This is a genomic window from Roseovarius litoreus, assembly GCF_900142765.1.
Lineage (GTDB): Bacteria > Pseudomonadota > Alphaproteobacteria > Rhodobacterales > Rhodobacteraceae > Roseovarius > Roseovarius litoreus.
In genome coordinates this window covers 263,103-287,614 of sequence record NZ_FRCB01000004.1, presented here as the reverse complement: position 1 = coordinate 287,614, position 24,512 = coordinate 263,103, and the positions used below count along the sequence as shown (strand labels likewise).

At 64.4% G+C, this 24,512-nt stretch carries 27 protein-coding genes; 12 read left to right on the top strand and 15 right to left on the bottom strand.

Annotated features, from left to right (window positions below; translation table 11 throughout):
- Nucleotides 1-45: 45 nt before the first annotated feature.
- Nucleotides 46-1,938 (bottom strand): propionate-CoA ligase PrpE, encoded by a 1,893-nt coding sequence (gene prpE / locus F3H35_RS10010; protein ID WP_149779463.1) that lies wholly within the window; start codon nucleotides 1,936-1,938, stop codon nucleotides 46-48.
- A gap of 245 nt (nucleotides 1,939-2,183) precedes the next feature.
- Entirely contained in the window at nucleotides 2,184-4,463 is a 2,280-nt protein-coding gene (locus F3H35_RS10005; RefSeq protein ID WP_149779462.1) for an NADP-dependent malic enzyme, read from the bottom strand.
- Between the two features lie 158 nt (nucleotides 4,464-4,621).
- On the opposite strand from F3H35_RS10005, the gene F3H35_RS10000 reads away from it, so the two are divergent.
- From F3H35_RS10000 to F3H35_RS09980, 5 genes are all read left to right on the top strand, one after another.
- Entirely contained in the window at nucleotides 4,622-5,014 is a 393-nt protein-coding gene (locus F3H35_RS10000; RefSeq protein ID WP_149779461.1) for a cytidine deaminase, read from the top strand.
- A gap of 3 nt (nucleotides 5,015-5,017) precedes the next feature.
- Nucleotides 5,018-6,322, top strand: a complete 1,305-nt coding sequence (locus F3H35_RS09995) for a thymidine phosphorylase (RefSeq protein WP_149779460.1) — start codon at nucleotides 5,018-5,020, stop codon at nucleotides 6,320-6,322.
- A 2-nt stretch (nucleotides 6,323-6,324) separates the two neighbouring features.
- Nucleotides 6,325-7,512 (top strand): phosphopentomutase, encoded by a 1,188-nt coding sequence (locus tag F3H35_RS09990; RefSeq protein ID WP_149779459.1) that lies wholly within the window; start codon nucleotides 6,325-6,327, stop codon nucleotides 7,510-7,512.
- Between the two features lie 85 nt (nucleotides 7,513-7,597).
- The gene (gene upp, locus F3H35_RS09985) at nucleotides 7,598-8,230 is read left to right on the top strand and encodes a uracil phosphoribosyltransferase (RefSeq protein ID WP_149779458.1); all 633 of its coding nucleotides are present in this window, start codon (nucleotides 7,598-7,600) and stop codon (nucleotides 8,228-8,230) included.
- A 65-nt stretch (nucleotides 8,231-8,295) separates the two neighbouring features.
- Nucleotides 8,296-9,846 carry an SPOR domain-containing protein gene (locus F3H35_RS09980; RefSeq protein ID WP_149779457.1) on the top strand — a complete coding sequence of 517 codons (1,551 nt, stop codon included), beginning with the start codon at nucleotides 8,296-8,298 and terminating at the stop codon, nucleotides 9,844-9,846.
- Between the two features lie 34 nt (nucleotides 9,847-9,880).
- Here F3H35_RS09980 and F3H35_RS09975 read toward each other — a convergent pair whose 3' ends face one another.
- Entirely contained in the window at nucleotides 9,881-10,486 is a 606-nt protein-coding gene (locus F3H35_RS09975) for a flavin reductase family protein (RefSeq protein ID WP_149779456.1), read from the bottom strand.
- A gap of 89 nt (nucleotides 10,487-10,575) precedes the next feature.
- Here F3H35_RS09975 and F3H35_RS09970 point away from each other — a divergent pair, with 89 nt between their 5' ends.
- Both F3H35_RS09970 and F3H35_RS09965 read left to right on the top strand, forming a co-directional pair.
- Nucleotides 10,576-11,061: a GNAT family N-acetyltransferase gene (locus F3H35_RS09970; protein ID WP_149779455.1), complete on the top strand. Its 486-nt coding sequence runs from the start codon at nucleotides 10,576-10,578 to the stop codon at nucleotides 11,059-11,061.
- Nucleotides 11,062-11,114: 53 nt separating this feature from the next.
- Complete coding sequence (locus F3H35_RS09965; protein WP_188129939.1) at nucleotides 11,115-11,864, top strand: EcsC family protein; 750 nt, start codon at nucleotides 11,115-11,117, stop codon at nucleotides 11,862-11,864.
- Nucleotides 11,865-12,104: 240 nt separating this feature from the next.
- Here the strand turns inward: F3H35_RS09965 and ptsP are convergent, their stop codons facing one another.
- The 8 genes from ptsP to F3H35_RS09930 all read right to left on the bottom strand — a co-directional run bounded on the left by ptsP (nucleotide 12,105) and on the right by F3H35_RS09930 (nucleotide 18,760).
- Nucleotides 12,105-14,348, bottom strand: a complete 2,244-nt coding sequence (gene ptsP / locus F3H35_RS09960) for a phosphoenolpyruvate--protein phosphotransferase (RefSeq protein ID WP_149779453.1) — start codon at nucleotides 14,346-14,348, stop codon at nucleotides 12,105-12,107.
- 72 nt (nucleotides 14,349-14,420) lie between these two features.
- Nucleotides 14,421-15,659, bottom strand: coding sequence for an aspartate kinase (locus F3H35_RS09955; protein ID WP_149779452.1), 1,239 nt, complete (start codon nucleotides 15,657-15,659; stop codon nucleotides 14,421-14,423).
- Nucleotides 15,660-15,781: 122 nt separating this feature from the next.
- Nucleotides 15,782-16,348 (bottom strand): response regulator transcription factor, encoded by a 567-nt coding sequence (locus F3H35_RS09950; RefSeq protein WP_149779451.1) that lies wholly within the window; start codon nucleotides 16,346-16,348, stop codon nucleotides 15,782-15,784.
- An 89-nt stretch (nucleotides 16,349-16,437) separates the two neighbouring features.
- Entirely contained in the window at nucleotides 16,438-16,614 is a 177-nt protein-coding gene (locus F3H35_RS18860) for a hypothetical protein (RefSeq protein ID WP_188129938.1), read from the bottom strand.
- A 111-nt stretch (nucleotides 16,615-16,725) separates the two neighbouring features.
- The gene (locus F3H35_RS09945; protein ID WP_149779450.1) at nucleotides 16,726-16,974 is read right to left on the bottom strand and encodes a hypothetical protein; all 249 of its coding nucleotides are present in this window, start codon (nucleotides 16,972-16,974) and stop codon (nucleotides 16,726-16,728) included.
- A 121-nt stretch (nucleotides 16,975-17,095) separates the two neighbouring features.
- The gene (locus tag F3H35_RS09940) at nucleotides 17,096-17,740 is read right to left on the bottom strand and encodes an SDR family oxidoreductase (protein WP_149779449.1); all 645 of its coding nucleotides are present in this window, start codon (nucleotides 17,738-17,740) and stop codon (nucleotides 17,096-17,098) included.
- Nucleotides 17,741-17,779: 39 nt separating this feature from the next.
- Nucleotides 17,780-18,214, bottom strand: coding sequence for a DUF1178 family protein (locus tag F3H35_RS09935; protein WP_149779448.1), 435 nt, complete (start codon nucleotides 18,212-18,214; stop codon nucleotides 17,780-17,782).
- A gap of 69 nt (nucleotides 18,215-18,283) precedes the next feature.
- Nucleotides 18,284-18,760 (bottom strand): NUDIX hydrolase, encoded by a 477-nt coding sequence (locus F3H35_RS09930; protein WP_149779447.1) that lies wholly within the window; start codon nucleotides 18,758-18,760, stop codon nucleotides 18,284-18,286.
- A gap of 205 nt (nucleotides 18,761-18,965) precedes the next feature.
- Here F3H35_RS09930 and F3H35_RS18855 point away from each other — a divergent pair, with 205 nt between their 5' ends.
- The 5 genes from F3H35_RS18855 to bfr are packed head-to-tail and all read left to right on the top strand — an operon-like array spanning nucleotide 18,966 to nucleotide 20,505.
- Nucleotides 18,966-19,124, top strand: coding sequence for a hypothetical protein (locus tag F3H35_RS18855; protein ID WP_188129937.1), 159 nt, complete (start codon nucleotides 18,966-18,968; stop codon nucleotides 19,122-19,124).
- Nucleotides 19,121-19,285 (top strand): hemin uptake protein HemP, encoded by a 165-nt coding sequence (locus F3H35_RS09925; RefSeq protein WP_007817793.1) that lies wholly within the window; start codon nucleotides 19,121-19,123, stop codon nucleotides 19,283-19,285. The genes F3H35_RS18855 and F3H35_RS09925 overlap by 4 nt, the downstream gene beginning before the upstream one ends.
- A complete protein-coding gene (locus F3H35_RS09920; RefSeq protein WP_149779446.1) occupies nucleotides 19,282-19,746 on the top strand; it encodes a hypothetical protein in 465 nt (154 codons plus the stop codon). The genes F3H35_RS09925 and F3H35_RS09920 overlap by 4 nt, the downstream gene beginning before the upstream one ends.
- Before the next feature lie 29 nt (nucleotides 19,747-19,775).
- Nucleotides 19,776-20,042: a (2Fe-2S)-binding protein gene (locus F3H35_RS09915; protein ID WP_007817797.1), complete on the top strand. Its 267-nt coding sequence runs from the start codon at nucleotides 19,776-19,778 to the stop codon at nucleotides 20,040-20,042.
- A complete protein-coding gene (gene bfr / locus F3H35_RS09910) occupies nucleotides 20,017-20,505 on the top strand; it encodes a bacterioferritin (protein ID WP_149779445.1) in 489 nt (162 codons plus the stop codon). Before F3H35_RS09915 ends, bfr begins: the two co-directional genes overlap by 26 nt.
- A 102-nt stretch (nucleotides 20,506-20,607) precedes the next feature.
- On the opposite strand, the gene F3H35_RS09905 is transcribed toward bfr, so the two are convergent.
- The 4 genes from F3H35_RS09905 to F3H35_RS09890 are packed head-to-tail and all read right to left on the bottom strand — an operon-like array spanning nucleotide 20,608 to nucleotide 24,506.
- On the bottom strand, nucleotides 20,608-21,573 hold the full coding sequence (locus tag F3H35_RS09905) for an ABC transporter ATP-binding protein (protein ID WP_149779444.1): 966 nt from the start codon (nucleotides 21,571-21,573) through the stop codon (nucleotides 20,608-20,610).
- Complete coding sequence (locus tag F3H35_RS09900; protein WP_149779443.1) at nucleotides 21,570-22,583, bottom strand: ABC transporter ATP-binding protein; 1,014 nt, start codon at nucleotides 22,581-22,583, stop codon at nucleotides 21,570-21,572. Before F3H35_RS09900 ends, F3H35_RS09905 begins: the two co-directional genes overlap by 4 nt.
- Entirely contained in the window at nucleotides 22,580-23,521 is a 942-nt protein-coding gene (locus F3H35_RS09895; RefSeq protein ID WP_149779442.1) for an ABC transporter permease, read from the bottom strand. Before F3H35_RS09895 ends, F3H35_RS09900 begins: the two co-directional genes overlap by 4 nt.
- A 1-nt stretch (nucleotide 23,522) precedes the next feature.
- A complete protein-coding gene (locus F3H35_RS09890) occupies nucleotides 23,523-24,506 on the bottom strand; it encodes an ABC transporter permease (protein ID WP_149779441.1) in 984 nt (327 codons plus the stop codon).
- Between the last annotated feature and the right edge of the window lie 6 nt (nucleotides 24,507-24,512).

Genomic DNA, 24,512 nt, shown 5'->3' with positions numbered 1-24,512 from the left:
AGGCCCGAGCCATGGCGGCGCAAGATCTGCGGGGTCGGGCGCGGATCAGCCCTTGGCGTAGCCGATCCCTTGGAGTGCCTCGCGAATCTCGTCGAGGATCGCGGGATCGTCGATCGTGGCGGGCATCTTGTACTCGGTCCCGTCGGCGATCTTGACCATGATGGCGCGCAGGATCTTGCCCGAGCGCGTCTTGGGCAGGCGGTCGACGACCACGGCAAGCTTGAAGGCTGCGACCGGTCCGATCTGATCGCGCACCAACTTGACGCATTCGCGAGCGATCTCGTCATGCGGGCGGTTGACGCCTTTGGTGAGGCAGACGAAGCCCACGGGCAATTGGCCCTTAAGCTCGTCCGAGACGCCGATCACGGCGCATTCGGCCACATCGGGATGGGCGGCAAGCACCTCTTCCATGGCACCGGTGGACAGGCGGTGGCCAGCCACGTTGATGACGTCATCGGTGCGCGCCATGATCCACAGATAGCCGTCCTTGTCCTTCATCCCGGCATCGCCCGTCTCGTAATAGCCTGGGAAGGTGTTGAGATAGGATTTGTGGAACCGCGCTTCGGCGTTCCACAGCGTCGGCAGGGTGCCGGGCGGCAGGGGCAGCTTGATCGCAATGGCACCCAGTTCGCCCGCGGGCATTTCGTGCCCGGAGTCGTCGAGGATCTGCACGTCATAGCCGGGCATCGCCACGGTGGGCGATCCGATCTTGACGGGCAGGGCCTCGATCCCGGCGGGATTGCCGACGATGGGCCAGCCGGTTTCGGTTTGCCACCAATGGTCATAGACCGGCACGCCCATCACGTCCTGCGCCCATTCGATCGTGTCGGGATCGGCGCGTTCCCCGGCCAGATAAAGCGCGCGCAGGCAGGACATGTCGTAATTCTTGATCAGTTCGGCCTTGGGATCTTCGCGCTTGATCGCCCTGAAGGCCGTGGGGGCGGTAAAGAAGCTGCGCACATTGTGTTCGCTGATGACCCGCCAGAAGGTGCCGGCATCGGGGGTGCCCACGGGTTTGCCCTCGAAGACGATGGTGGTGTTGCCATGGATCAGCGGCCCGTAGCAGATATAGGAATGGCCCACGACCCAGCCCACATCCGAGGCGGCCCAGAACACATCGCCGGGATCGACATTGTAGATGTTCTTCATCGACCAGTTCAGCGCCACCAGATGACCGCCGGTGTGGCGGACCACGCCCTTGGGGGCGCCCGTGGTGCCGGAGGTATAGAGAATATAGGCGGGATGGTTGCCTTCGACGGGCACGCAATCGGCGGGGGTGGTGCCGTACTGGAAGCCGTGCCAGTCGTGATCGCGGCCCGGAGTGAGGCTGGCCACCTCCTGTTCGCGCTGGAAGATCACGCAGAATTCGGGTTTGTGGCTGGCCTGTTCGATGGCGCCGTCGACCAGGGGTTTGTAATGCACGACGCGGCCCGGCTCGAGTCCGCAGGAGGCGGCGATGATCGCCTTGGGTTTGCAATCCTCGATCCGGACGGCCAGCTCATGGGCGGCGAAGCCACCGAACACGACCGAATGAATGGCGCCCAGACGGGCGCAGGCCAGCATCGCCTCGACTGCCTCGGGGATCATCGGCATGTAGATGATGACCCGGTCGCCCTTTTCGATGCCCTTGGCGCGCAGGGCGCCGGCGAGGCTGGCCACGCGGTCGCGCAGCTCGGCATAGGTGATTTCGTGCTTGGTGTGGGTGATCGGGCTGTCGTGGATGATCGCCACCTGATCGCCGCGGCCCCGTTCGACATGGCGGTCGACGGCGTTGTAGCAGGTGTTCACCAGACCGTCGGCATACCATTCATAGAGCGGGGCATTGTCGTCGAAGAGCGCCTTGGACGGCATCCTGTCCCAGTCGATCGCCTTGGCCTGCTCCATCCAGAACCCTTCGGGGTCCGCCTGCCAGTTTTCATATACGGCTTTGTATGCCATTTCAGTCTCCTCCGGTCCTTTGCAAAACTGTTACGGGGTCAGGGGGCCGCGCGGCAAGGGAGTTGGCGGATTTCGTGGCGGATTACCGCAAGAAATTTGCAGAGATGGGCAGGGGCAGCCTGCAAATTTTTGCAAACCACCTTTATATATTCGGATTACACGGCAAAATGCCGGATGATTGCAAAGCTGCAAACCCATGCGCTGCAAATTCGGCGCATGGGAGATTCGCAGGCCCTCAAGACCGCTCAGCCGTAGTGGCGCACCGGGGTTCCGGCGATGGCGGCCATGTTCAGCAAGCCGCGCGCGGTGACGCCGGGGGTCACGATATGCGCGCGGTTGCCCATGCCCATCAGGATCGGCCCCACTTCCAGCCCGCCGGCCTTCATCTTGAGGATGTTGCGCACGCCCGAGGCCGCGTCGGCATGGGCAAAGATCAGCACATTGGCGGCCCCTGTCATGCGGTTGTCGGGCAAGAGACGTGCGCGCAGCTCGGGATCGAGCGCCGCGTCGATATTCATTTCGCCCTCATAGGCGAAATCGCGGGGTGCTGAATCGAGGATCTCGAGCGCCTCGCGCAGACGCCGGCCAGATCCTTCGGACTGGTTGCCGAATTGCGACTGCGAGCAGAGCGCGACGTTGGGCACGATGCCGAAGCGGCGCACATGGCGGGCCGCTCCGATCGCGGCCTCGGCCAGTTGTTCGGGGGTGGGCCGGGAATGCACATGGGTGTCGGCGATGAAGAGCGGGCCATCTTCGAGGATCATCAGAGACAGCGCGCCATGCGGGCGCAGATCCGCCCCGCCAAGCACCTGCGTGATGTAGTTCAGATGCCAGCGATATTCGCCGAATGTGCCGCAGATCAGGCTGTCGGCCTCGTCGCGATGGACCATCACGGCGCCGATGGCGGTGGTGTTGGTGCGCATGATCGCCTTGGCCAGATCGGGGGTCACGCCGCGACGCTTCATGATCTCGTGATAGCTGCCCCAATAGTCGCGATAGCGGGGGTCGTCCTCGGGGTTGACGATGCTCACGTCGCGGCCGGGCCGGATGGTCAGGCCAAGCCGTTCGCAGCGCTGTTCGATCACCGAGGGGCGGCCGATCAGGATGGGGGTTTCGGTGGTTTCCTCGAGGATCGCCTGTGCGGTGCGCAGCACGCGTTCATCCTCGCCTTCGGCAAAGACGATGCGCCGTGCGGCGGTGCGCGCGGCATCGAAGACCGGGCGCATCAGCAGTGCAGATTTGTAGACGCTTGCATCAAGGCTGGCGCGGTAGGCGTCGAGATCGGCGATCGGGTGGCGGGCGACGCCACTCTCCATCGCGGCGCGTGCCACGGCGGTCGAGACGATACCGGAGAGCCGCGGATCGAAGGGCTTGGGAATCAGGTAATCGGCCCCGAAGGACATCTGCTCGCCCTTGTAGGCGGCGGCGGCTTCGGCCGAGGTGGTGGTGCGCGCCAGTTCGGCGATCCCTTCGACGCAGGCCACCTGCATCGCGTCATTGATCTCGGTGGCGCCAACATCCAATGCGCCCCGGAAAATGAAGGGGAAACACAGCACGTTGTTGACCTGATTGGGAAAATCGCTGCGGCCCGTGGCGATGATCGCGTCGGGCGCCACGGCGCGGGCCTCGTCGGGCATGATCTCGGGGTTGGGGTTGGCCAGGGCGAAGATGATCGGGCGCGGCGCCATTTTCGCGACATGCTCGGGCTTGAGCACATTTGGGCCGGAGAGGCCGAGAAAGAGGTCCGCGTCATGAATGACATCGCCCAGTTCGCGCAGATCGGTCTCTTGGGCAAAGGCCTCTTTCTGGGGGTTCATGTCTTCGGTGCGGCCCTTGTAGACCAGCCCGTGAATGTCGCACAGCCAGATGTTCTGACGCTTGACGCCCAGTTTCAGCAGCAGGTTCAGGCAGGCGATGCCGGCGGCGCCGCCGCCTGTCGAGACGATCTTGATATCCTCGAAGCGTTTGCCCGCCACGAAGAGCGCATTGGTCGCCGCGGCGCCGACGACGATGGCGGTGCCGTGCTGGTCGTCGTGAAAGACCGGGATGTTCATGCGCTCGCGGCAGAGTTTTTCGACGATGAAACAATCGGGCGCCTTGATGTCTTCGAGGTTGATCGCCCCGAAAGTGGGTTCCAGAGCGCAGACGATATCGGCGAATTTCTCGGGGTCGCTTTCATCGACTTCCAGATCGAAGCAGTCGATATTGGCGAATTTCTTGAACAGAACCGCCTTGCCCTCCATCACCGGCTTGGAGGCCAGCGGCCCGATATTGCCAAGCCCCAGAACGGCCGAGCCGTTGGTGACGACGGCGACAAGGTTGCTGCGCGCGGTGTAGCGGGCGGCATTGGCCGGATCGTCCTTGATTTCAAGGCAGGCATCGGCCACGCCCGGCGAATAGGCGCGGGCAAGATCACGGCCATTGGCGAGCGGCTTGGTCGCCCGGATCTCGAGCTTTCCCGGCTTGGGGAATTCGTGATAGGCCAGTGCCGCCTGACGCAGGTTTTCTTTCTGGTTGTCGGTCATTCGATCCTCCCTCGCACCATTTAGTTTAGCATTAAACTAAATTTCCGGCGGCGCAATCCCGCGCTTCATGACGGGTTGCGCCAGCTTGCATCCGGTTGCGTCAGGACGCAATGTGAAACCCGCAAGGCCTGTGAGGCTGCAACGCGAGGGAGAGGCCGATGGATTTGCTGGATCAGGCACGCGCCGCGCGCGAAAAGGCGTATGCACGCTATTCCGGCTTCAAGGTGGGTGCTGCGGTGCGCGGTGTCTCGGGGCGGGTCTATGTCGGGTGCAATGTCGAGAACGCCGCCTATCCCGAGGGCACCTGCGCGGAAACGGGGGCCATCGCCGCGATGGTGGCTGCCGGTGAGAGCGCGCTGACCGAGGTGGCGATCATTGCCGACAGTCCCGCGCCGATCAGCCCGTGTGGTGGGTGTCGGCAGCGGCTGGCCGAGTTCGGCGGTGGCGAGACGCGGGTCATCATGGCGACACTGGATGGCCAGCAGGCAACCGCGCGGCTGGATGAGTTGCTACCGGGGGCGTTTTCCTCGGTCAGTCTGCCGAGGGGGTGAGGGATGGATGCGCGCGCGATCATCGCTTCTGTCCGTGATCGTGCCGCGATCGGGCAGGCGGAATTGTCGTGGTTCGCCAACGGGCTGGCCGATGGACGGGTGAGCGACGCGCAGGCCGGTGCCTTTGCGATGGCGGTTCTTTTGAACGGGTTGGGCGAGGCGGGCCGCACGGCGCTGACGCTGGCGATGCGCGACAGTGGCGAGACGCTTGGCTGGTCGCTGGATGGTCCGGTGATCGACAAGCATTCGACCGGTGGGATCGGCGATTGCGTCAGCCTGATCCTTGCCCCGGCGCTGGCGGCGTGCGGGGCCTATGTGCCGATGATCTCGGGCCGAGGGCTGGGGCATACGGGCGGCACGTTGGACAAGCTGGAGGCTGTTCCGGGGCTGTGCACGGGCCTGTCGGGCGAGAGGTTTCGCGATGTGGTGGCGCAGGTCGGCTGCGCGATCGTCAGTGCCAGCGCGCGGATGGCGCCGGCGGATCGGCGGCTTTATGCGATCCGCGATGTCTCGGCGACGGTCGAGAGCCTTGATCTGATCACCGCGTCGATCCTTTCCAAGAAGCTTGCGGCGGGGTTGGAGGGGTTGGTGCTCGATGTGAAGATGGGCTCGGGTGCGTTCATGAAGGGGCTTGAGGAGGCGCGCGCCTTGGCGTCGGCTTTGGTGGAGACGGCCAATGCCGCGGGGTGCCGGACGAGTGCCGTGATCTCGGACATGAGCCAGCCGCTGGCGCCTGCTGCGGGCAATGCGCTTGAGGTGGCCGAGGCGATGCGGGTGCTTTGTGGCGCCGGGGACGGGCGGCTGGCGGAGCTGACGATGGTGCTGGGGGGCATGGCGCTTGGGGATGCGGGGCTTGCCGAGAGCCGGGAGGAGGGGGAAGAGGCGCTGCGCAAGGTCTTGGGTGACGGGCGCGCGGCCGAGTGTTTCGGGCGGATGATCGCCGCGATGGGCGGGCCGACGGGGTTTGTCGAGACATGGGAGCAGGTGCTGCCTGCGGCGCCCGTGATCCGGGATCTGCCGGCGCCGCGCGCGGGTTATGTCCGCGCGATGAATGGCGAGGCGATGGGATTGGCGGTGATCGGGCTTGGCGGCGGGCGGCAGGTTGAAACGGATGCGGTCGATCCGGCGGTGGGGCTGGACCGGGTGGTGCCGCTCGGGAGCCGGGTGGAGAGGGGGGCGCCGCTCTTGCGGATCCATGCCGCAAGGCAGGATCAGGCCGACCGCGCCGCCGCGGCGCTGGTGCAGGCCATGGATATCGGGGAGGCCGCGCCCTATCTGCCGCCGCTTGTGCACGAAAGGCTGGGCTGAGCATGGCGCGCGCTTTTCTCGTGGTGCTCGATTCGGTGGGCATCGGTGGGGCGCCGGATGCGGCGCGGTTTTTTGGCGGCGGGCAGTCGGACAGGGGCGCCAACACGCTCGCGCATATCGCGCAGGCCCGCGGCGGTGGCCTTCATCTGCCGGTGATGGACCGGCTGGGGCTGGGGGCGGCTGTTCGGCTGGCTTCGGGTGAGGGGGCGCCGGGGCTAGGGACGGAGCCCGAGGGGCTGTGGGGCTGCGCCACCGAAGCCTCGCCCGGCAAGGACACGCCGACGGGCCATTGGGAACTGGCGGGTGTGCCTGTGCCTTGGGTCTGGCACTATTTCCCGGATGAGGAGCCGGCCTTTCCCGATGAGGTGGTCAAGGCGGTCACGGATGCCGCGGGCACCGAGGGTATCTTGGGCAATTGCCACGCCTCGGGCAGCGAGATCGTCGCCCGGCTGGGGGCCGAGCATCTGCGCACGGGATGGCCGATCTGCTATACGTCGGCGGATAGTGTTTTTCAGATCGCGGCCCATGAGGAGTCCTTTGGGCTGCAGAGGTTGCTTGATCTGTGCCACGCGGTGGCGCCGTTGCTGCACCAGATGCGCGTCGGGAGGGTGATCGCGCGGCCCTTCGTGGGGGATGCCGACACCGGCTTTGTGCGCACCGCCAACCGGCGCGACTTTGCCATCGCGCCGCCCGCGCCCACGCTGTGCGATTGGGTGCAGGAGGCGGGCGGCAAGGTGCATGCCATCGGAAAGATCGGGGATATCTTTTCGATGCGGGGGATCGATGATGTCTGGAAGGGCAGTGATGCCGAGTTGATGGGCCATCTGGCGCGCGCGGTCGACGGGGCCGAGCCGGGAAGCCTGACCTTTGCCAATTTCGTGGAATTCGACAGTCTTTATGGTCATCGCCGCGATGTTGAGGGCTATGCGAGGGCGCTGGAATGGTTCGATGCGGCGCTTGGGCGCATCCTGCCGGGCCTGCGACCCGGCGATCTGATGGTGCTCACCGCCGATCATGGCAATGACCCGACTTGGCCCGGCACCGAACATACCCGTGAGCGGGTGCCGGTGCTGGTGGCGGGGCTGGGGAGCGGACAGATCGGCAAAGTGGCTTTCGTCGATGTGGCCGCCAGTGTTGCCGCGCATCTCAAGCTGCCTGAGCGGGGGCCGGGGCGCAGTTTTCTGCCCTAGACGTAATGCCCAATCCCGTTGCCCTTGGCGGCGGTTTCTGAAAAACAGGGTGAACGCATAGACCGGCACATTCGAGGATCCCGAGATGAAAGAGCATCTGACCGTCGTCAAACACCCGCTTATCCAGCACAAATTGACGCTCATGCGGGAAAAGGACACCTCGACGGCCGTGTTCCGGCAGCTTCTGCGCGAGATCAGTCAGCTTTTGGCCTATGAGGTCACCTATGAACTGGACATGACCACGCGGCGCATCGAAACGCCCCTGCAGGAGATGGACGCCCCGGTTCTGGCGGGCCGCAAGCTGGCGCTGATTTCGATCCTTCGGGCGGGCAATGGCCTGCTGGACGGGATGCTGGAGCTGATCCCGTCGGCAAGGGTGGGATTTGTCGGGCTGTACCGGGACGAAAAAACGCTGAAGCCGGTGCAATATTACTTCAAGGTGCCCGATTATCTGGACGAGCGCATGGTGATCGTGGTCGATCCGATGCTGGCGACGGGCAATTCCTCGGCGGCGGCGGTGGATTTGCTGAAGCAGTCGGGGGCAAAAAATATCCGTTTCCTGTGCCTGCTGGCCGCGCCCGAAGGGGTGGCCCGAATGAAGGAGGCGCATCCCGATGTACCGATTGTCACGGCGGCGCTGGATGAGCGGCTGAACGACAAAGGATATATCCTTCCGGGACTAGGTGATGCGGGTGACCGCATGTATGGCACAAAATAAGCTATTCGTTGTTTACTAACCGGAACAAATCGGGCAGACTTTGCCTGTCTGTTCCGGGGTGTGTCATGAGAGTTTTGAAAGTCGTTGCGATTGCTGCTGTCGCGGTTCTGGGCTTGGGCGAAAATGCGCCCGCACAGCAATCGTCAACCAACGCCATTCCCGCAGAAATTCCGCCGGCGTCTTTTGCCGGACGCCAATATGTAGACAGCAACGGGTGTGTGTTCATCCGGGCCGGTGTGGGTGGTGCGACCACCTGGGTGCCGCGCGTGACACGCTCGCGCCAACTGGTCTGCGGGTTTCAGCCCAGCCTTCCGGGGCTGAGCCGGACGGCTGATGCTCCTGCTCAGACCGCCCCCGCCCAAGCCGCCCCCAGAGCGGCCGCCCCGACCCAGACAACCCGTGTTCAGACAGCGCCGGCTGCACCGGCCACAGCGCCTGCGCGGACCGCACCGGCCCGGACGGTGACACAGGCGCCCGCGCGCGTCGCAACCCCTGCACCTGCGCCGCGCCCGCAGCCTGTGCCGGTGCAGCAGCGCCGGGCCGCACCCGCCCAAGCCCCTGCCGCGGCGCCTGCGCCTGTCAGGATCGTCACCCAGCCCCCGGCCCAAAGGACCTTGCCCGTCGTGACGGCGCCAGCCGTTGTCACGGCACCGGCAGCGCGCCGGGAGGTGGTGTCCTCCTGTCCGGGGCTGACCGGCGTGTCGGCGCGGTATTCCACGGGCGAAGGTGTGCGCTGTGGCCCGCAGACAAGCGCGCATGTGACCTATATCGAAGGCGGTGGCGGAAGCGGCGCCAAGATGCGACGTGTGGTCGTGACCCAGCCTTACGCTGCACGTGGTTCGGATTTGACCGTGGTGCCACAGGTTCCGGTTCATGCAGGGTCTGCGCGCGTTCTGGCGCCTGTTTCGCGTCAGGTGGCGGTGACTGGCCAGACACGGGTCGTGCCGCGGCATGTCTATGAGCAGCAAGTGAAATCCCAAGGCATTACCGTGCCGCATGGCTACAAGAAAGTCTGGGAGGATGACAGGCTCAACCCCTATCGCGCGCATCAAAACTTTGATGGCAAGGCCAATATGGAAGTGATCTGGTCGAAAACCGTGCCGCGCGTTCTGATCGATACGCGCACGGGGCGCGATGTCAGTTTCCGGTTCCCGGGGCTGCGCTATCCGTTCACCAGTTTCGAGCAGCAGCGCGCAGCCGGTGTTGTCGTCGCCACGCAAGGGCGTGTCGTGCCCGATCCGATCCGGGTGACGCGAAACGGCACTGTCCGAAGCTCTGCGCCAGACCGCCAGCCCCTTGGCATGGCCGAGGTGCGGCGCTCCGGCGAGAGTGGGACAAGGGCCGTCATCTCGACCCGGTCGCAACAGCCCAAGGCACAGGCGGCACAGTCGGGCAAGCGGTATGTGCAGGCCGGTATGTTCGGCGATCACGGTAATGCGCGCGCTGCGGCACAGCGTTTGGCCAACACCGGATTGCCTGCGCGCATGGGCCGGATCACACGCGGCGGACAGACCTATACGCTCGTGCTTGCCGGGCCATTCGGCTCTGCACAAGAGCTGCAAGCCGGGCTGGTCCGCACACGGCAGGCAGGTTTCAGCGACGCGTTCCCCCGCTAACGGTTGGCCCTCACGGGTGATCCGGCGGACTGGGTCATTCGCCCGGGCGGTTGAGTGCGAACGTATCGCGCACGACCGTGTAGTCACGATATCCCAGGCGGGCCAGCGGGTTGAACGCCAGAACATCGAACATCCCGTCCTTGAGGCAGTCGTCGCGCATGTGAACGCCCGTCACCTCTCCGAAGACCGCGACATTCGCTTCTCCGGGGAGGGTCACGATCTGGGTGAGCTTGCATTCGAGATTGGCCGGCGCGCCAGCCACACGCGAACAGGCGATGGTGTCGCACTCGGCACGGTCGATCCCGGCGAGTGTGAATTCGTCCACGTCCCTGTCCCAGGCGCCTGAGGTCTGGTTCATGGCGTCGCGCATGGCGTATTCCACGATATTGACGCAAAATACGCCGGTCTCCCGGATATTGGCGACGCTGTCCTTGGTGTCGCCCCGATCCGCCTTGGCCGAGGTCGAGGCGAACATCACCTGCGGGGGTACATAGGCCACTGCGTTGAAGAAGGAATAGGGCGCAAGGTTGTCCTGCCCGTCCTTGCCACGGCTGGAAATCCAGCCGATGGGGCGGGGTGTCACGATGGCGTTGAACGGGTTGTGCGGCAGGCCGTGGCCGTCTTCGGGACGATAGAACATCAGAGAGCGCCTCGCTTGTTTTCTGGGTTTGTGCCAGACCTAACGGCGTGCTACGCGCAAATCCAGCCGATTTTGCAAGGAGTTGCGCTGTGTCCGAGCTGCGCCCGGAAACCGATGAGGACTGGTGGGAGGTCGAAGCGCTCTATGACCTGTGCTTTGCGCCGGGTCGCGAGGCGCTGTCATCCTATCGTCTGCGCGATGGGGTCCCTCCTGTCCGGGGTCTCAGCCTTGTGGCGCGTGACGATGACGGGATCCTGGCCGGCGCGATCCGCTACTGGCCCGTGCAGGTGGCCGGGCGCCGGGCGCTGCTTCTGGGGCCGGTGGCGGTGCATCCCACACGGCAGGGCGAGGGTCTGGGCGGCTGGCTGATCCGCGAAAGCCTTGTGCTCGCAGCGGCGCAGGGCTGGGACCGGGTGCTGCTGGTCGGGGATGAACCCTATTATGGCCGGTTCGGGTTTCGCCGCCTGACGGGCATCGAGATGCCGCCGCCCACCAACCCGGCCCGTGTGCTTGGACTGGAGCTCAAACCCGGGGCCTGGGACAAGATCACCGGCAAGGTCGAGCGCGGTGCTTGAAAAGCACGGCGCCAGCGCCGATCTTGGTGACGAACCGTCGGAAGGGCGCCGCCATGGACATCATTGCAAAACCGATGGATGCCGCAGAGGTCTCGCGTCATCTCGATGATCTGGCCGCGCGCCATGCCCGGGCGGCCTCGCCGGGATTGCAGGTCCTGAACCTGATCGGCGGACAGGCCGAAAACCTGCTCGACCGGTTGCCGGGCGCCGTGCGCGACAGGCTCGACAGCGCCACTGTCGATGCGCTGACCCGTGCGATGGAGGCGGCACATCGCTCGCGCGGGCTGGTGGCCGAAAGCCCCGGCTGGATGACCCGGGCGCTGACCACGGCGATGGGGGCTGCCGGCGGGTGGGGCGGGCTGCCCACCGCTCTGGCCGAACTGCCGATCACCACGACCATTCTGTTGCGCGCAATTCAGGACGCCGCCATCGAGCAGGGATTTTCCCCCGAGGAACAAGCGGTGCGCTTCGATTGCGTCCAGGTCTTCGCGGCAGCAGGGCCGCTTGACCATGACGATGGGGCCGATCTCGCCTTTCTGAGTACGCGTTTGGCGCTGACCGGCACCACGATGCGCGCCATGATCGCGCGCGTCGCGCCGCGGCTCGCGACGGTGCTGGGCCAGAAACTGGCCGCCCAGACCGTGCCGGTCCTGGGGGCGGCCGCCGGGGCTGCGACGAACTATGCCTATACGAGCTATTATCAGCAGATGGCACATGTGCATTTCGGGCTGCGGCGGCTGGCGATCGAAAGCGGTCGCGATCATGCCGATCTGGTCGAGGCGTTTCGCGCGCGCCTTGCGTGAGCGCATCGGTTTCGTCTGGGCGCCAAACCGGTTTGCCGGGCTGCCCCATACTTGCGGCGCGTGTCTTGCGGATGGGGGCCTCCGGCGGGAGTATTTGGGGAACGATGAAAGTGCGCGCCGCGCGCGCGTTTCTTCTGGCCGGAAATATCCCGGGGGAGGCGTTGAAAATCATTTGATTTTCAACGTCGGGGGCAGAGCCCCCAGACCGGAATTTTCCTGAAAATTCCGGCTGCGGCAGGTTCAGAGTTTGCCGCGCAGATAGGTCATCACGGCGGGGCGGACCGATTGGGTGCCGGTCTCGCGGGCCTCGTGGATCACGCGGCGCAGCTCGGTGAGGTCGGTGCGCCGGAGGATGGATTTCACTGGCCCGATCGAGGCCGGGCGCATGGACAGGCTGTGCAGGCCGATCGCGGCAAGGCACGCGGCTTCCACGGGGCGGCCTGCATCCTCACCGCAGAAGCTGAGCGGTGTGCCGAGGGTCTTGCAACGCTCGACGATGCTTTCGAGAAAGGTCAGGAAGCTGACATTTAGCGTGTCGTAGCGGCGCCGGACCAGTTCGTTTTCGCGGTCGGCGGCGAAGAAGAATTGCTTGAGATCGTTGCCGCCGATCGACAGGAAATCGACCTCGCGATAGAAACTGTCCGGGGCGAAGGCGAGCGACGGGGTTTCGAGCATCGCGCCCACTTCGAGCGAGGCGGGCAGGGGGTGGCCGAGGATGCGCTCGCGCTCGAGCGCCTTGTCCATCTCGGCCTTGGCGGCGGTGTATTCCTCGCGTTGGGCCACGAAGGGAAACATCACCGTCAGGGGCCGGCCAGCGGCGGCGCGGATCAGCGCCTGAAGCTGCATGCGCATGACACCGGGTTTGTCGAGACCGACGCGCACCGCCCGCCATCCGAGGGCGGGGTTGGGCTCGTTCACGGCCTTCATGTAGGGCAGCACCTTGTCGGAGCCGATATCGAGCGTGCGAAACACCACGCGCTTGCCTTTGGAGGCCTCCATCACGCGGGCGTAAAGCCCGCTGAGTTCGGCCCGTTTGGGCATGTGATTGCGCACCAGGAATTGCAATTCGGTGCGGAAAAGGCCCACCCCTTCGGCGCCCGAGCTGTCGAGGCTGGGCAGGTCGGCCATCAGCCCCGCATTCATCAGCAAGGTGACCCGTGTGCCGCACAGCGTTTCGGCCGGTTTGTCGCGGATCGACACGTAGCGTTCCTGCGCCTGCGCCTGCATGGCCATCTTGTCGCGGAAGGCGGAGGCGACCGTGTCGTCGGGGCGCAGATGCACGATGCCCTGATCGCCATCCACGAGGATCTTGTCACCGTTCAATGCCTCGGTGGTCACACGTTCGGCATGGATCACCAGGGGGATGGCCAGGGCACGGGCGACGATTGCCGCATGTGAGCCGACCGAGCCTTCCTCGAGCACGATCCCCTTGAGCGATCGACCATAATCGAGCAATTCCGCAGGGCCTATATTGCGCGCGATCAGGATCGGGTCGGCGGGCATTTCGGCGCCGGTCTGATTGCCCTGGCCGGTGAGGATGCGCAGCAGCCGGTTGCTGAGATCGTCCAGATCGTGCAGCCGCTCGCGCAGATAGTTGTCCGAGACCTGAGACATCCGTGCGCGCGCCGTGGATTGTTCCTTTTCCACCGCCGCTTCGGCAGAGAGACCGCGGCCGATATCTTCTTCCATGCGCCGCATCCAGCCCTTGGAATTGGCGAACATGCGGTAGGCTTCGAGCACCTGCAGCTGGTCCTTGTCGCCGCCCACTGCCGTTGACAGCATCCGGTCGACGCCGACGCGCAACTGGTCGACCGCTTCGCGCAGGCGCTCCAGCTCGCGTTTGGGATCGTCGGCGATCGGATTGGTGACCACCACGCGGGGTTCATGCAGCCAGACATGGCCCTGGGCCGCGCCTTCCTGAGCGGAAGTGCCGCGAAACAGGACCGCCTGCTGGTGGCGCGCGGACATGGCAGCGCCTTCACCGACGAAAGCTCCCAGTTCGGCCATTTCGGCGATGACCATGGCGACCACTTCGAGCGCGTAGATTTCCTCGTCGGAATAGATGCGCGCCTCGCGGGACTGAACCACAAGCACGCCGAGCATCTCGCCCAGGCGTTGGATCGGCACGCCGAGGAAGGCGCAATAGGCTTCTTCGCCGGTTTCGGGCATGTAGCGGAAACCGGGCGTGCCGGGGGCGTCGTCGGTATTGATGATCGCGCCGGTGCGGGCCACGCGGCCCACCAGCCCTTCGCCAAGCCGCATCCGGGTTTCATGCACCGCCTGGGGGTTCAGGCCTTCGGTGGCGCAGAGTTCGAGGGTCTCTTCGTCGCGGAAGAGGTAGATCGAGCAGACTTCGGTGCGCATCTCTTCGGCGATGAGCAGCGTGATACGATCCAGCCTCTGCTGGCCTGCCGCCTCTTCAGCCATGACCGAGCGCAGGCGGCCCAGCATCTGGCGGCTGTCGGTCTCGAAGTCATGCGTCATTGCAAATGCCGTGGGTCCCTGACCGAGTCACTTGGGGCTACACCTGTGGCCCACCCGGGCAGGGTGACGGCTTCAGGCGGATTTGTCCAACCCGAAGGCATCATGCAGGGCCTGAACGGCGAGTTCCATGTATTTCCGGTCGATCAGGACGGAAATCTTGATCTCGGAGGTGGCGATGACCTTGATGTTGATGCCCTCGTTGGACAGGGTCTTGAACATCTTGGCGGCCACACCCGACTGGCTGCGCATCCCGATCCCCACGGCCGAGACCTTGGCAACATTGGTGTCGGCGACCAGATCGTGGTAATTGACCTCGCCGCGTTCCTTGGCGGCCTGGAGCGCTTTTTCGGCGCGCAGCACCTGATCTGTGGGGCAGGAGAAGGTCATGTCGGTGCGGCCCTCTTCCGAGATGTTCTGCACGATCATGTCCACGTTCACGCCGGCATCCGACAGCGGGCCGAAGATGGCGGCGGCGATGCCGGGGCGGTCGGCCACGGAGATGAGGGTCATCTTCGCCTCGTCGCGCGAATAGGCGATGCCATTGACGACATTTGATTCCATGATTTCCTCCTCGGCACAGACAAGGGTGCCGGCGTCATCCGATTGTTCCTCGAAGCTGCTGAGCACGCGCAGCTTCACATTGTAGCGCATTGCAAGTTCGACCGAACGGGTCTGCAGCACCTTGGCGCCGAGCGAGGCCAGTTCGAGCATTTCCTCGAAGGCGATCCGGTCAAGCCGGCGCGCCTTGTCGCAAATGCGCGGATCGGTGGTGTAGACGCCGTCGACATCGGTGTAGATATCGCAGCGTTCGGCGTCGAAGGCGGCGGCGAAGGCCACGGCTGTTGTGTCCGAGCCGCCTCGGCCAAGCGTTGTGATCCGGCCTTCGGGGCTGACGCCCTGAAAGCCCGCAACGACGGCGACACGCATGCCTTCGGCGAATTTTGCGTTGATGTTGTCAGGGGGGATATCCTCGATCCGGGCGGCGGAATGGGCCGAGGTGGTCTTGACCGGCACCTGCCAGCCTTGCCAGCTGCGCGCCGGGATGTCCATTTCCTGCAAGGTGAGCGCCATGAGGCCGGCTGTCACGTTCTCGCCCGAGCTGACGACGGCGTCATATTCGCGCGCATCGTAAAGCGGTGAGATTTCGTTCACGAACCCGACGAGTTCGTTTGTCTTGCCCGCCATGGCCGAGACGATGACGATCACGTCATAGCCCTTGGCCACCTCAACGCCGACGCGTTTGGCGGCACGACGAATGCGGTCGAGCGTGGCGACGGATGTGCCGCCGAATTTCATCACGAGAACGGGCATGGGCCTATCCCTGGCTGCAATCCGGGCGGGGTTTACGCTCGGTTGCGGCCAAGAGCAAGATACAAGCTGTCGATGACTGCCGATTTATGCAGGCTCGGCTGCGCCCGGATCGCAGGCTGATATCAGACGGGGCTGGCGCGTTGCATCGTTTCGCGCAGCTTTTTCATGCGGCGTTGAAATGTGCGGCGATGCATGTTCAGGCGGCGTGCGGCCTCGGTCGTGTTGTCGCCGGATTCGCGGTAGATGCGCTGCATGTGTTCGAGCCGCGCGGCATCCGGGTCGATCGGGTTGTCGGGGGGTGCTGCGCGCCCTTCGCGAGGGGCGAGGAGGGCCGCGACGATCTCATCGGCGGTTGTGGGTTTAGCCAGATAGTCGATCGCGCCATGTTTGACGGCGGCGACGGCGGTGGGCGTGTTGCCATAGCCTGTGAGCACGATGGGGCGCGCATCCGGGCGCCGGGTGCTGAGGGCTTCGATATAGCTGAGGCCCGAGCCGTCATCGAGCCGCAGGTCCACCACAGCAAAGGCCGGCGGAGAGGGTTCGAGAAGGCCGATCGCGCCTGTGACGGAGGCCGAGGTGGTGACCGAAAAGCCACGCTTGCCAAGTGCCTTGGCCAGTTGCGTGCGCAGCGCGTCATCATCCTCGACGATCATCAGCGTGCGGTCTTGCAGGTCTGCGATATCTGTCATTCTAGCCCCCGAGAAAATGGCAACCGGTCTGGATCAGACTGCCGGGTCGTATGAGGCGGCGGCGCCTTGTGCGCCGCCGCGCAATGCGTTTATCCGGCTTCGCTGACGCGGGCCGCGACTTTGAGCCGTTCCTGTGCGCCGTCGCGCGACAGCGCGGATTTCGGTGTGTCGCTGTTGCGAAGCTCTTCTATCGCGCGCACGCTGAGAAACGCGAATGCAGCGACAAATCCCATAGTTCCAAGTGCCAGTATTGCGACGATTTCCATGTCAACCTCCTTGGTTATGGAAGGGGTACGCCATGGGCAGACCATTGGATTTTGGGATAACGAAAATGTCAGAAATCAGCATGCGGCGGCATGCGGCAAAAGCCCGTTTGGTCAGCGTGCGATAAGGATGACGCCGAGCCAGAAGAGCAGGATTCCGATCCAGCCGAATTGCGCTGCAAAAAGGCTGAGCAGCAGCAGAACCAGCATCACGCCGCCGGTCACCATCGCTTGCTGGCGGGCCGGACAGGCGGCAAGTCTGCGATCTACATCGCGCACCGTATGACCCGGCCAGAGCCGGGCAATCAGCGTCGCTGCAGCGCCACGGCACAGCGTGCCGACCCGTGACAGATAATGGTGCATCGCGGTTTGCATCCCGTGCTGATCGCGTCCTGAGGTTATAGTATCCGACGGAATACTAATACGGCGCAAACAGGCGGGCAAGTCACGGCTTGGCGAGCGGTCGGCGCTTTCTAAGCGCGGCTCAGTAGGGGTGCGGGCGGCCGTCCCATGTCAGGAAACAGCCGGTGGTGTCCGGGCCAAGCTCGGCGAAGCGCGCCATCAGCCCCTCTGCGGACTCGTCGACCGAGATATCGGCGGAACCGCCCCCCATATCGGTGCGCACCCAGCCGGGGTGATAGATGCCGACCGAGATCCCCGAGGGCGCAAGATCGACGGCGAGGTTGCGCCCGAGGTTTAGTGCCGCCGCCTTGGATGCGCGGTAAATATAGCTTCCGCCCGGTGCGCGGGTGTGGCTGGCCATCTGGCTGGAGATGATCGCGATCTTGCCCGACTTGGCGGCTTGCAGATTGGGCAGCAGCGCCTGCACCGATAGGAACACGCCGGTCACATTGGCGGCAAAGGTATCGGCCCACATCTGCGCGGGATAGCCCGTGGGTAGTGTTTCGTGCTTGTCCAGATAGACGCCGGCATTGCAGACCAGAAGATCCACCGCGCGCCCCTCGAGCGCCTGCGCGAAGGCCGCGACGCTGGCGGGATCGGTGACATCGAGTTGCGCCAGCGCGCCGCCCTGGCGGGACGTGCCGGTTACATCATGCCCTTGCGCCCGGTAATGTGACATCAGGGCATGACCTATGCCGCGATTGGCCCCGGTGATGACGATATGCATGAAACACGCTCCTTCAGGCCATGGTCGGATTTGCCGACGTCAGTTCGATTTACGGCCCGGCACGAAGGGCAGAGGCGCCACGGGCACGCCTTCTTCGATCAGTTTACGGGCGTCATCGGGACGCGCCTCGCCATAGATCGGGCGTTCGGGGCTGTCGCCGGCATGGATGCGGCGGGCTTCGGCCGCGAAGTTCATGCCGACATATTCGGATTGCGACTCGATACGTTTTTTCAACTCGGCAAGGGCCTGTTCTGCCGGATGGCTCGGAGTGCTGAGGGCGCCCGGTTCGGGGCGGTCCTGCGGCGCGCGGCTGACGGCGACACGGGGGGCCATGAGCGCCTTGTCCACGCTGGTCGATCCACAGACCGCACAGGAGACCATGCCAGACGCCTTGAGCTTGTCGAAGGCGGCCGCGCTTTGAAACCAGCTGTCGAACCGGTGATCCCGGTCACATTTGAGGGTGAATTGTATCATGGGGTCATCACGTCAGTTGCCCATAGAACTTAACCCCGGGGGATGCGGGATCAAGAGGGCGCGCGCGGTTCACCGTATCAGCGCCTTGGGATCGAAATGGCGCAGGATCGCGGCGAGTTCGGGTTCATCGACGCGCGCGGCTGCCTTTTTCGGTCGCATCCACTTGCGCTTGCGCTGATCGGCCTCGGGATAGTCGTTGGTCAGAGCTTTGACCTTGACCGGAAAGACGAGGCCTAGACAGGGCAAGCTGTTCTTGGGATCGGTGGTTTTGTGGTACGAGAAGATGCCCAGGCATTGCTCATGGGCCTTGCCCAGCACGCCGGCTTCTTCCCAGGCTTCGATCAAAGCGCATTCGCCGGGGGTCTTACCGGGAATCGGCCACCCCTTGGGCAAAATCCACCGGCCGGAACCGCGGCTGGTCACGAGAAGGATTTCCGGCTTGTCGTTGGTCATGCGATAGCACAGCGCCGCGAACTGGGTTCGCATGTCGGACTTGATCCGAGGGCGCAATGTGATCGGCATTTGCCTGTAGGGGTGAAGCGACATGGCGAAGTCTCTTTGTGTGCCTGGCCGGAATTGCCCGAGTATAAGTCAGCAAAAGGGCCTCTGACCAGCGATGTTTGCAGAGCATTTTAATTCCGACTAAAAAAATCAGAATTGACATACCTTATCATTTTTGTCAGATTGATGTTGCCAAGCCACCCCATGCGGACCAGCCGGCACCAGAAACGACCCAACACGGAATTTTGGCATGGTACAGTCCCATACTCTTTCGCCTGCGCCCCAAGGTGTCACCCCACGCGAGCGTGACGCATGGCGCAAGGATATCCTCGCCGTCGCCTTTCAGGGGGGCGTGACCTCTGATTACTGGCTCGAGGCGCTGCTGGACCGGGTGGAGGCGGGACGATGATCCGGGCGCAGACATCCGCACAGCCGCAGCTGCAACCCGATCCCGCCAGCCATGACGCGCGTGCCCTGACCGATGGCGGGCAAACGGCCACGATCGTGCTGGACGGCCAGATCTACACCTTGCGCATCACCCGCGCCGGCAAGTTGATCCTGACCAAATGAAGCATGACAGGGACATGGTTGGCGCCTTCCCGGTCTCGGCGCTGGACAGGCTGGATCCGGGTGAGGCGCTGGTGGTGCTGTGCCTGCGCAGATGGAGGGACGGGCCGGATGCTGTCGAAGCGCTGCTCTTGCCGACGCTTGGGCCAAGCGGGGCGCGGGCTTGTCTGCGCGCTTTCAGTGAGATGATGGGCCTGATGCAGCGCCATTGCCGCCGTCCGCTGGCGCAGCACGGCCAAGCCTGCCGCTGCGTGGGCTCGGATGAGGCGATCCTTGCGCATTTCGTGATGGTCGCGGCGACCGGTGAGCGCGAGGACGCCATGCTGATCGCCTCGCTTCTGGTGGACGGGCCTTTGCTGCTGCCGATGGTGGACGCCGCGCGCATGGCGGGCTTGTACCTCTATCAGGCCGGATTGAGACAAAAAGCCCGCTTCCCCGAACCAGCCAGCGCCACGCGGCATTGACCGGCGACAAGGACACGAGGAGACAAGACATGATGATTTGTCACTGCATGGCCATCACCGACGGGGATATCCGCCGCGCCGTGGACTGGATGCGGGCCGCGGATCCCGACACGATCATCACACCGGGCAAGGTGTATCGCGCCCTTGGCAAGCGCGCTGATTGCGGCGGATGTCTGCCGCGGTTCGTTGACACGCTCAAGGGATGCGACAAATTCGAAGTACCGATGGAGTTGCGCGGCCTGCGCCGTGACATGACACAGGGAGTGACCGATGAAGGGCGACGAAAAGGTAATTGAGTATCTCAACAAGGCGCTGCGCAGCGAGCTGACGGCGGTCAGCCAATACTGGCTGCATTACCGCCTGCAGGAAGACTGGGGCTATGGCCGGATCGCGAATAAGAGCCGCGAGGAAAGCATCGAAGAGATGCACCACGCCGACAAGCTGATCGCACGGATCATCTTTCTCGGCGGGCACCCGAACCTGCAGAAGCTGGACCCGCTGCGGATCGGCGAGACCCTGCGCGAGACGCTGGAGGCCGATCTGGCCGCCGAACATGAGGCGCGCACGCTGTATATCGAGGCGCGCAATCACTGTGACAGCGTGGCGGATTACGTCTCGAAAAACCTGTTCGAAGAGCTGATCGCCGACGAGGAAGGCCATATCGACTTCCTCGAGACGCAGATCGATCTCTATGACAGCCTCGGTGCCGAGCGTTATGGGCTGCTGAATGCCTCGTCCGCGGATGAGGGCGACGGGTAGGGGGCTCTGCCCCCGACGTTGAAAATCCGGGGATTTTCAACGCCTCCCCCGGGATATTTCCAGCCAGAAGAAGCCGCGCCCGGACAGGTTTCGGGCGAGGTGTCATTCCGCCAGGTGGCACGCCACGCGGGTGTCGCCGAGGCGGCGCATCTCGGGGCGCTCCCGGCTGCAGCGGTCTATGGCCAGCGGGCAGCGCGGGTGAAACGCGCAGCCCGAGGGCGGGTTGATCGCATCGGGGATCTCGCCCTTGGGCGGATCCACTTCGCGACCGAAGGCATCCATGCGCGGGGCTGCATCGAACAGCATCTGCGTATAGGGGTGTTTGGGGTCGGCGAAGAGCGTATCGCGCGGGGCTTCTTCGACCAGACGGCCCAGATAGAGCACGCCGATGCGGTCTGCCATGTGATGCACCACTGTGAGGTCATGGCTGATGAAGAGATAGGTGAGGCCCAGTTCTTCGCGCAGGTCCGACATCAGGTTGAGCACCTGGCTTTGCACCGAGACATCCAGCGCCGAGGTCGGTTCGTCGCAGACGATGATCTTCGGGCCGGAAGCGAGCGCCCGGGCGATGCAGATGCGCTGACGCTGGCCGCCAGAGAATTCATGCGGATATTTGCCCGCATCCGCCGCCGAGAGCCCCACCTGTTCCAGCAGCTTCTCGGCCAGCCCGGTGGTTGCCCCGCCGCGCGCGGCCACCGGTTCGGCGATGATGTCACGCACGCGCCAGCGCGGGTTGAGAGAGGCATAGGGGTCCTGGAAGATCATCTGGATATCGGCGCGCACCGCGTCGATCTTCGCGGCATCGCTTTCGGTGGCGAGATCCACGCCCTCGATCAGGACCGAGCCTTGCGAGGGCGGCACGAGGCCCACGATGATCTTGCCGATGGTAGATTTGCCCGAGCCGCTTTCGCCGACAAGGGCGTAGACGCTGTTTTCCTCGATCTCGAAGCTGACGTCCGACACGGCGGTGAGCAGCGCACGGGGGGCGCGTTCGATCAGCCGGTTGAGCCAGGGTTTGGAGACATCGAAGATGCGGGTCAGATGTTCGATCCGGATGATCGCGCTCATGCTTCGGCCTCCTGATCGTGTTCGGGGGTGTTGTCTTTTTGAGAGCGCAGCGGGAACCAGCAGGCGGCGCGGCCGTCGCATGTGTCGAGTGTCGGGCTGGGATCGTGGCGGCAGCGGTCCTGCACGTGGTCGCAGCGCGGCGAGAAGGCGCAGCCCGGTGGCAGATTGCCCAGCCGGGGCATGGCACCGGGGATCTGGCGCAGGCGGCGGTGGCCCTGGCTTGCCAGCGGGGTCGAGGCCATGAGACCGGCGGTATAGGGGTGGTGCGCGTCGGTGAGCACCTCGCGCACGGGGCCAAGCTCGGCCAAGCGGCCGGCATACATCACCGCCACGCGGTCGGCGGCCTCGGCGATCACGCCCATGTCATGAGTGACCAGCATCACCGCCACGCCACGGTCTCGGCAAAGCCGCTTGAGCAGCGCGATGATCTGGGCTTGCACGGACACATCCAGAGCGGTCGTGGGCTCGTCGGCGATCACGAGGTCGGGTTCGGCGCAGAGCGCAAGCGCGATCACCACGCGCTGTCGCATGCCGCCGGAAAATTCATGCGGATAGCTGTCGATCCGGTCCCGGGCGGCGGGGATGCCCACCTCTTCGAGGGCTGCAATGGCGCGCTTGCGGGCCTCGGATGGCGAGACGTCGAGATGCTCGAGGATCGTTTCGGTCAGCTGGTCGCCGACGGTGAGCAGCGGGTTGAGTGAGGTCAGCGGATCCTGAAAGATCATGCCCATCCGCTTGCCGCGCAGCCGGCGCAGGGCGTCACCCCTGAGGGTGTGGACCGGCTGGCCCGACAGCAGGATCTGGCCCGAGACGATCCGCGCAGGCGGGTCCAGAAGGCCGATCACGGCATTGCCGGTCATGGATTTTCCGGCGCCGGATTCGCCCACGACGCCAAGGATTTCGCCCGCGTGAATGTCATAGCTGACGGCATCGACGGGGCGCAGCACGCCGTGGCGCGTGGGAATTTCAACGACAAGGTTGCGGACGGACAGGACGGGAGTTGCGGTCATCTGAGCCTCGGGTTCAATGCGTCGCGCAGCCAGTCGCCCAGCAGGTTGATCGACAGCGCCAGCGCCAGAAGCGTGGCGGCGGGGAAGAACAGGATCCACCATTCGCCGGAGAACATGAATTCCTGACCGATGCGTATGAGCGTGCCGAGGCTGGGTTTGGTCGGGGGGGCGCCTACGCCGAGGAAGGACAGTGTCGCCTCGGCGATGATCGCCAGCGCAAGGCTGATGGTGGCGATCACCAGCACAGGGTTGAGCACATTCGGCAGGATGTGGCGCAGCATGATGGCAAAGGGCGTGCGCCCGATCAGGCGGGCCGCTTGCACGTATTCCTTGTTCTTTTCCACCAGTGTGGCGCCACGCACCACCCGGGCGAACTGCACCCAATCGCTGAGGCCGATGGCCAGAATCAGCACCCAGATCGCCATCTGGTCGCGGTATTCGGGGGGGGTGATGCCCTTGGCGATCCCGAAGATCAGCATCGCCACGAGGATCGCGGGGAAGGTCAGCTGCACATCGGCGATGCGCATGATGATCGTTTCGGTCCAGCCCCCCGCGTAGCCCGCCAAGAGGCCGAGCGTTACGCCGAGCACCATTGCCAACAGCACTGCCGAGAAGCCCACGAACAGCGAGATGCGCATCCCGTAGAGGATCGTCGAAAAGACGTCGCGTCCCTGATCGTCGGTGCCGAGCACGAAGAAATCCCCGGTGAACTGGTTGGCGACGCCCGGCGGGGTGAAGCCGTTCATCAGGTTGAGCGTTGCGGGGTTGAACGGGTCGTGAGGTGCGACCAGGGGCGCCAGAACTGCGCCGAGGATCAGCACCACAACCACAAGCGTCGAGACCATGGCGACCGGCGCATGGCGGAACGACCAGGCAATGTCGCTGTTCCAGGCACGCCGCAGGCGGGTGGGGCGGATATCGCTGCTTGTATCGGCCATCTCAGTGCCCTCCTGCGGTGCGGTCGACGCGCAGGCGCGGGTCGATCGCGAAATAGAGCATGTCCACGATCAGGTTGATGCCGACGAACATCACCGAGATCATCATCAGATAGGCGGCCATCACCGGGATATCGACGAATTGGATCGCGTTGATGAAAAGAAGGCCGACGCCGGGCCATTGGAACACCGTCTCCGTGATGATTGCGAAGGCGATGATGCTGCCCAGTTGCAGGCCGGTGATGGTGATCACCGGCACCAGCGTGTTCTTCAGAGCATGGCGGAAATTGACCGATTTTTCGCGGATGCCGCGGGCGCGCGCGAAGCGGATGTAGTCCATGCGCAGCACCTCCAGCATTTCGGTGCGCACCAGGCGCATGATCAGTGTCATCTGGTAAAGCCCCAGGGTGATCGCCGGCAGAATCAGCGCCTTGAGGCCACTTGCCGTCAAAAAGCCCGTGGTCCAGCCGCCTAGATCCGTCACCTCGCCGCGCCCGAAGCTGGGCAGCCAGCCAAGTTCGACGGAAAAGACATAGATCAGCAGGATGCCGATCAGGAACGTGGGCAGCGACACGCCGATCAGCGACAGCGTCATGATGACATTCGCCGCTGCGCCACGACGGCGGATCGCCGTGAAGATACCAAGCGCAATGCCACCAAACAGGGCCAGAAGGCCCGAGACGAAGGCCAGTTCCAGCGTTGCGGGCAGGCGTTCCATGAGGATCTCGGCCACGGGGCGGCCCTGTCGGTAGCTGAGACCGAAATTGCCCTGCGCGGCCTGTTCGAGGAAGCGCCAGTATTGCACGATGAAGGGCCGGTCGAGGCCAAGCTGCTGGCGCAGACGTTCGATATCGGCCTGGGTGCGTTCCTGGCCGAGCATGTTGTCGACCGGGTCGCCCACGAAGGCGAACATCGAGAACGCGACAAGCCCCACGATCAGAAGGACCAGCACGGACTGGAATACGCGGCGGATGATATAGGCGAGCATCTGGGG

Excerpts from the sequence above, each read along its gene's own strand:
- prpE (WP_149779463.1), bottom strand. The coding sequence starts at position 1,938 with ATGGCATACAAAGCCGTATATGAAAACTGGCAGGCGGACCCCGAAGGG.
- F3H35_RS10005 (WP_149779462.1), bottom strand. The coding sequence starts at position 4,463 with ATGACCGACAACCAGAAAGAAAACCTGCGTCAGGCGGCACTGGCCTAT.
- F3H35_RS10000 (WP_149779461.1), top strand. The coding sequence starts at position 4,622 with ATGGATTTGCTGGATCAGGCACGCGCCGCGCGCGAAAAGGCGTATGCA.
- F3H35_RS09995 (WP_149779460.1), top strand. The coding sequence starts at position 5,018 with ATGGATGCGCGCGCGATCATCGCTTCTGTCCGTGATCGTGCCGCGATC.
- F3H35_RS09990 (WP_149779459.1), top strand. The coding sequence starts at position 6,325 with ATGGCGCGCGCTTTTCTCGTGGTGCTCGATTCGGTGGGCATCGGTGGG.
- upp (WP_149779458.1), top strand. The coding sequence starts at position 7,598 with ATGAAAGAGCATCTGACCGTCGTCAAACACCCGCTTATCCAGCACAAA.
- F3H35_RS09980 (WP_149779457.1), top strand. The coding sequence starts at position 8,296 with ATGAGAGTTTTGAAAGTCGTTGCGATTGCTGCTGTCGCGGTTCTGGGC.
- F3H35_RS09975 (WP_149779456.1), bottom strand. The coding sequence starts at position 10,486 with ATGTTCTATCGTCCCGAAGACGGCCACGGCCTGCCGCACAACCCGTTC.
- F3H35_RS09965 (WP_188129939.1), top strand. The coding sequence starts at position 11,115 with ATGGACATCATTGCAAAACCGATGGATGCCGCAGAGGTCTCGCGTCAT.
- ptsP (WP_149779453.1), bottom strand. The coding sequence starts at position 14,348 with ATGACGCATGACTTCGAGACCGACAGCCGCCAGATGCTGGGCCGCCTG.
- F3H35_RS09955 (WP_149779452.1), bottom strand. The coding sequence starts at position 15,659 with ATGCCCGTTCTCGTGATGAAATTCGGCGGCACATCCGTCGCCACGCTC.
- F3H35_RS09950 (WP_149779451.1), bottom strand. The coding sequence starts at position 16,348 with ATGACAGATATCGCAGACCTGCAAGACCGCACGCTGATGATCGTCGAG.
- F3H35_RS18860 (WP_188129938.1), bottom strand. The coding sequence starts at position 16,614 with ATGGAAATCGTCGCAATACTGGCACTTGGAACTATGGGATTTGTCGCT.
- F3H35_RS09945 (WP_149779450.1), bottom strand. The coding sequence starts at position 16,974 with ATGCACCATTATCTGTCACGGGTCGGCACGCTGTGCCGTGGCGCTGCA.
- F3H35_RS09940 (WP_149779449.1), bottom strand. The coding sequence starts at position 17,740 with ATGCATATCGTCATCACCGGGGCCAATCGCGGCATAGGTCATGCCCTG.
- F3H35_RS09935 (WP_149779448.1), bottom strand. The coding sequence starts at position 18,214 with ATGATACAATTCACCCTCAAATGTGACCGGGATCACCGGTTCGACAGC.
- F3H35_RS09930 (WP_149779447.1), bottom strand. The coding sequence starts at position 18,760 with ATGTCGCTTCACCCCTACAGGCAAATGCCGATCACATTGCGCCCTCGG.
- F3H35_RS18855 (WP_188129937.1), top strand. The coding sequence starts at position 18,966 with ATGGTACAGTCCCATACTCTTTCGCCTGCGCCCCAAGGTGTCACCCCA.
- F3H35_RS09925 (WP_007817793.1), top strand. The coding sequence starts at position 19,121 with ATGATCCGGGCGCAGACATCCGCACAGCCGCAGCTGCAACCCGATCCC.
- F3H35_RS09920 (WP_149779446.1), top strand. The coding sequence starts at position 19,282 with ATGAAGCATGACAGGGACATGGTTGGCGCCTTCCCGGTCTCGGCGCTG.
- F3H35_RS09915 (WP_007817797.1), top strand. The coding sequence starts at position 19,776 with ATGATGATTTGTCACTGCATGGCCATCACCGACGGGGATATCCGCCGC.
- bfr (WP_149779445.1), top strand. The coding sequence starts at position 20,017 with ATGAAGGGCGACGAAAAGGTAATTGAGTATCTCAACAAGGCGCTGCGC.
- F3H35_RS09905 (WP_149779444.1), bottom strand. The coding sequence starts at position 21,573 with ATGAGCGCGATCATCCGGATCGAACATCTGACCCGCATCTTCGATGTC.
- F3H35_RS09900 (WP_149779443.1), bottom strand. The coding sequence starts at position 22,583 with ATGACCGCAACTCCCGTCCTGTCCGTCCGCAACCTTGTCGTTGAAATT.
- F3H35_RS09895 (WP_149779442.1), bottom strand. The coding sequence starts at position 23,521 with ATGGCCGATACAAGCAGCGATATCCGCCCCACCCGCCTGCGGCGTGCC.
- F3H35_RS09890 (WP_149779441.1), bottom strand. The coding sequence starts at position 24,506 with ATGCTCGCCTATATCATCCGCCGCGTATTCCAGTCCGTGCTGGTCCTT.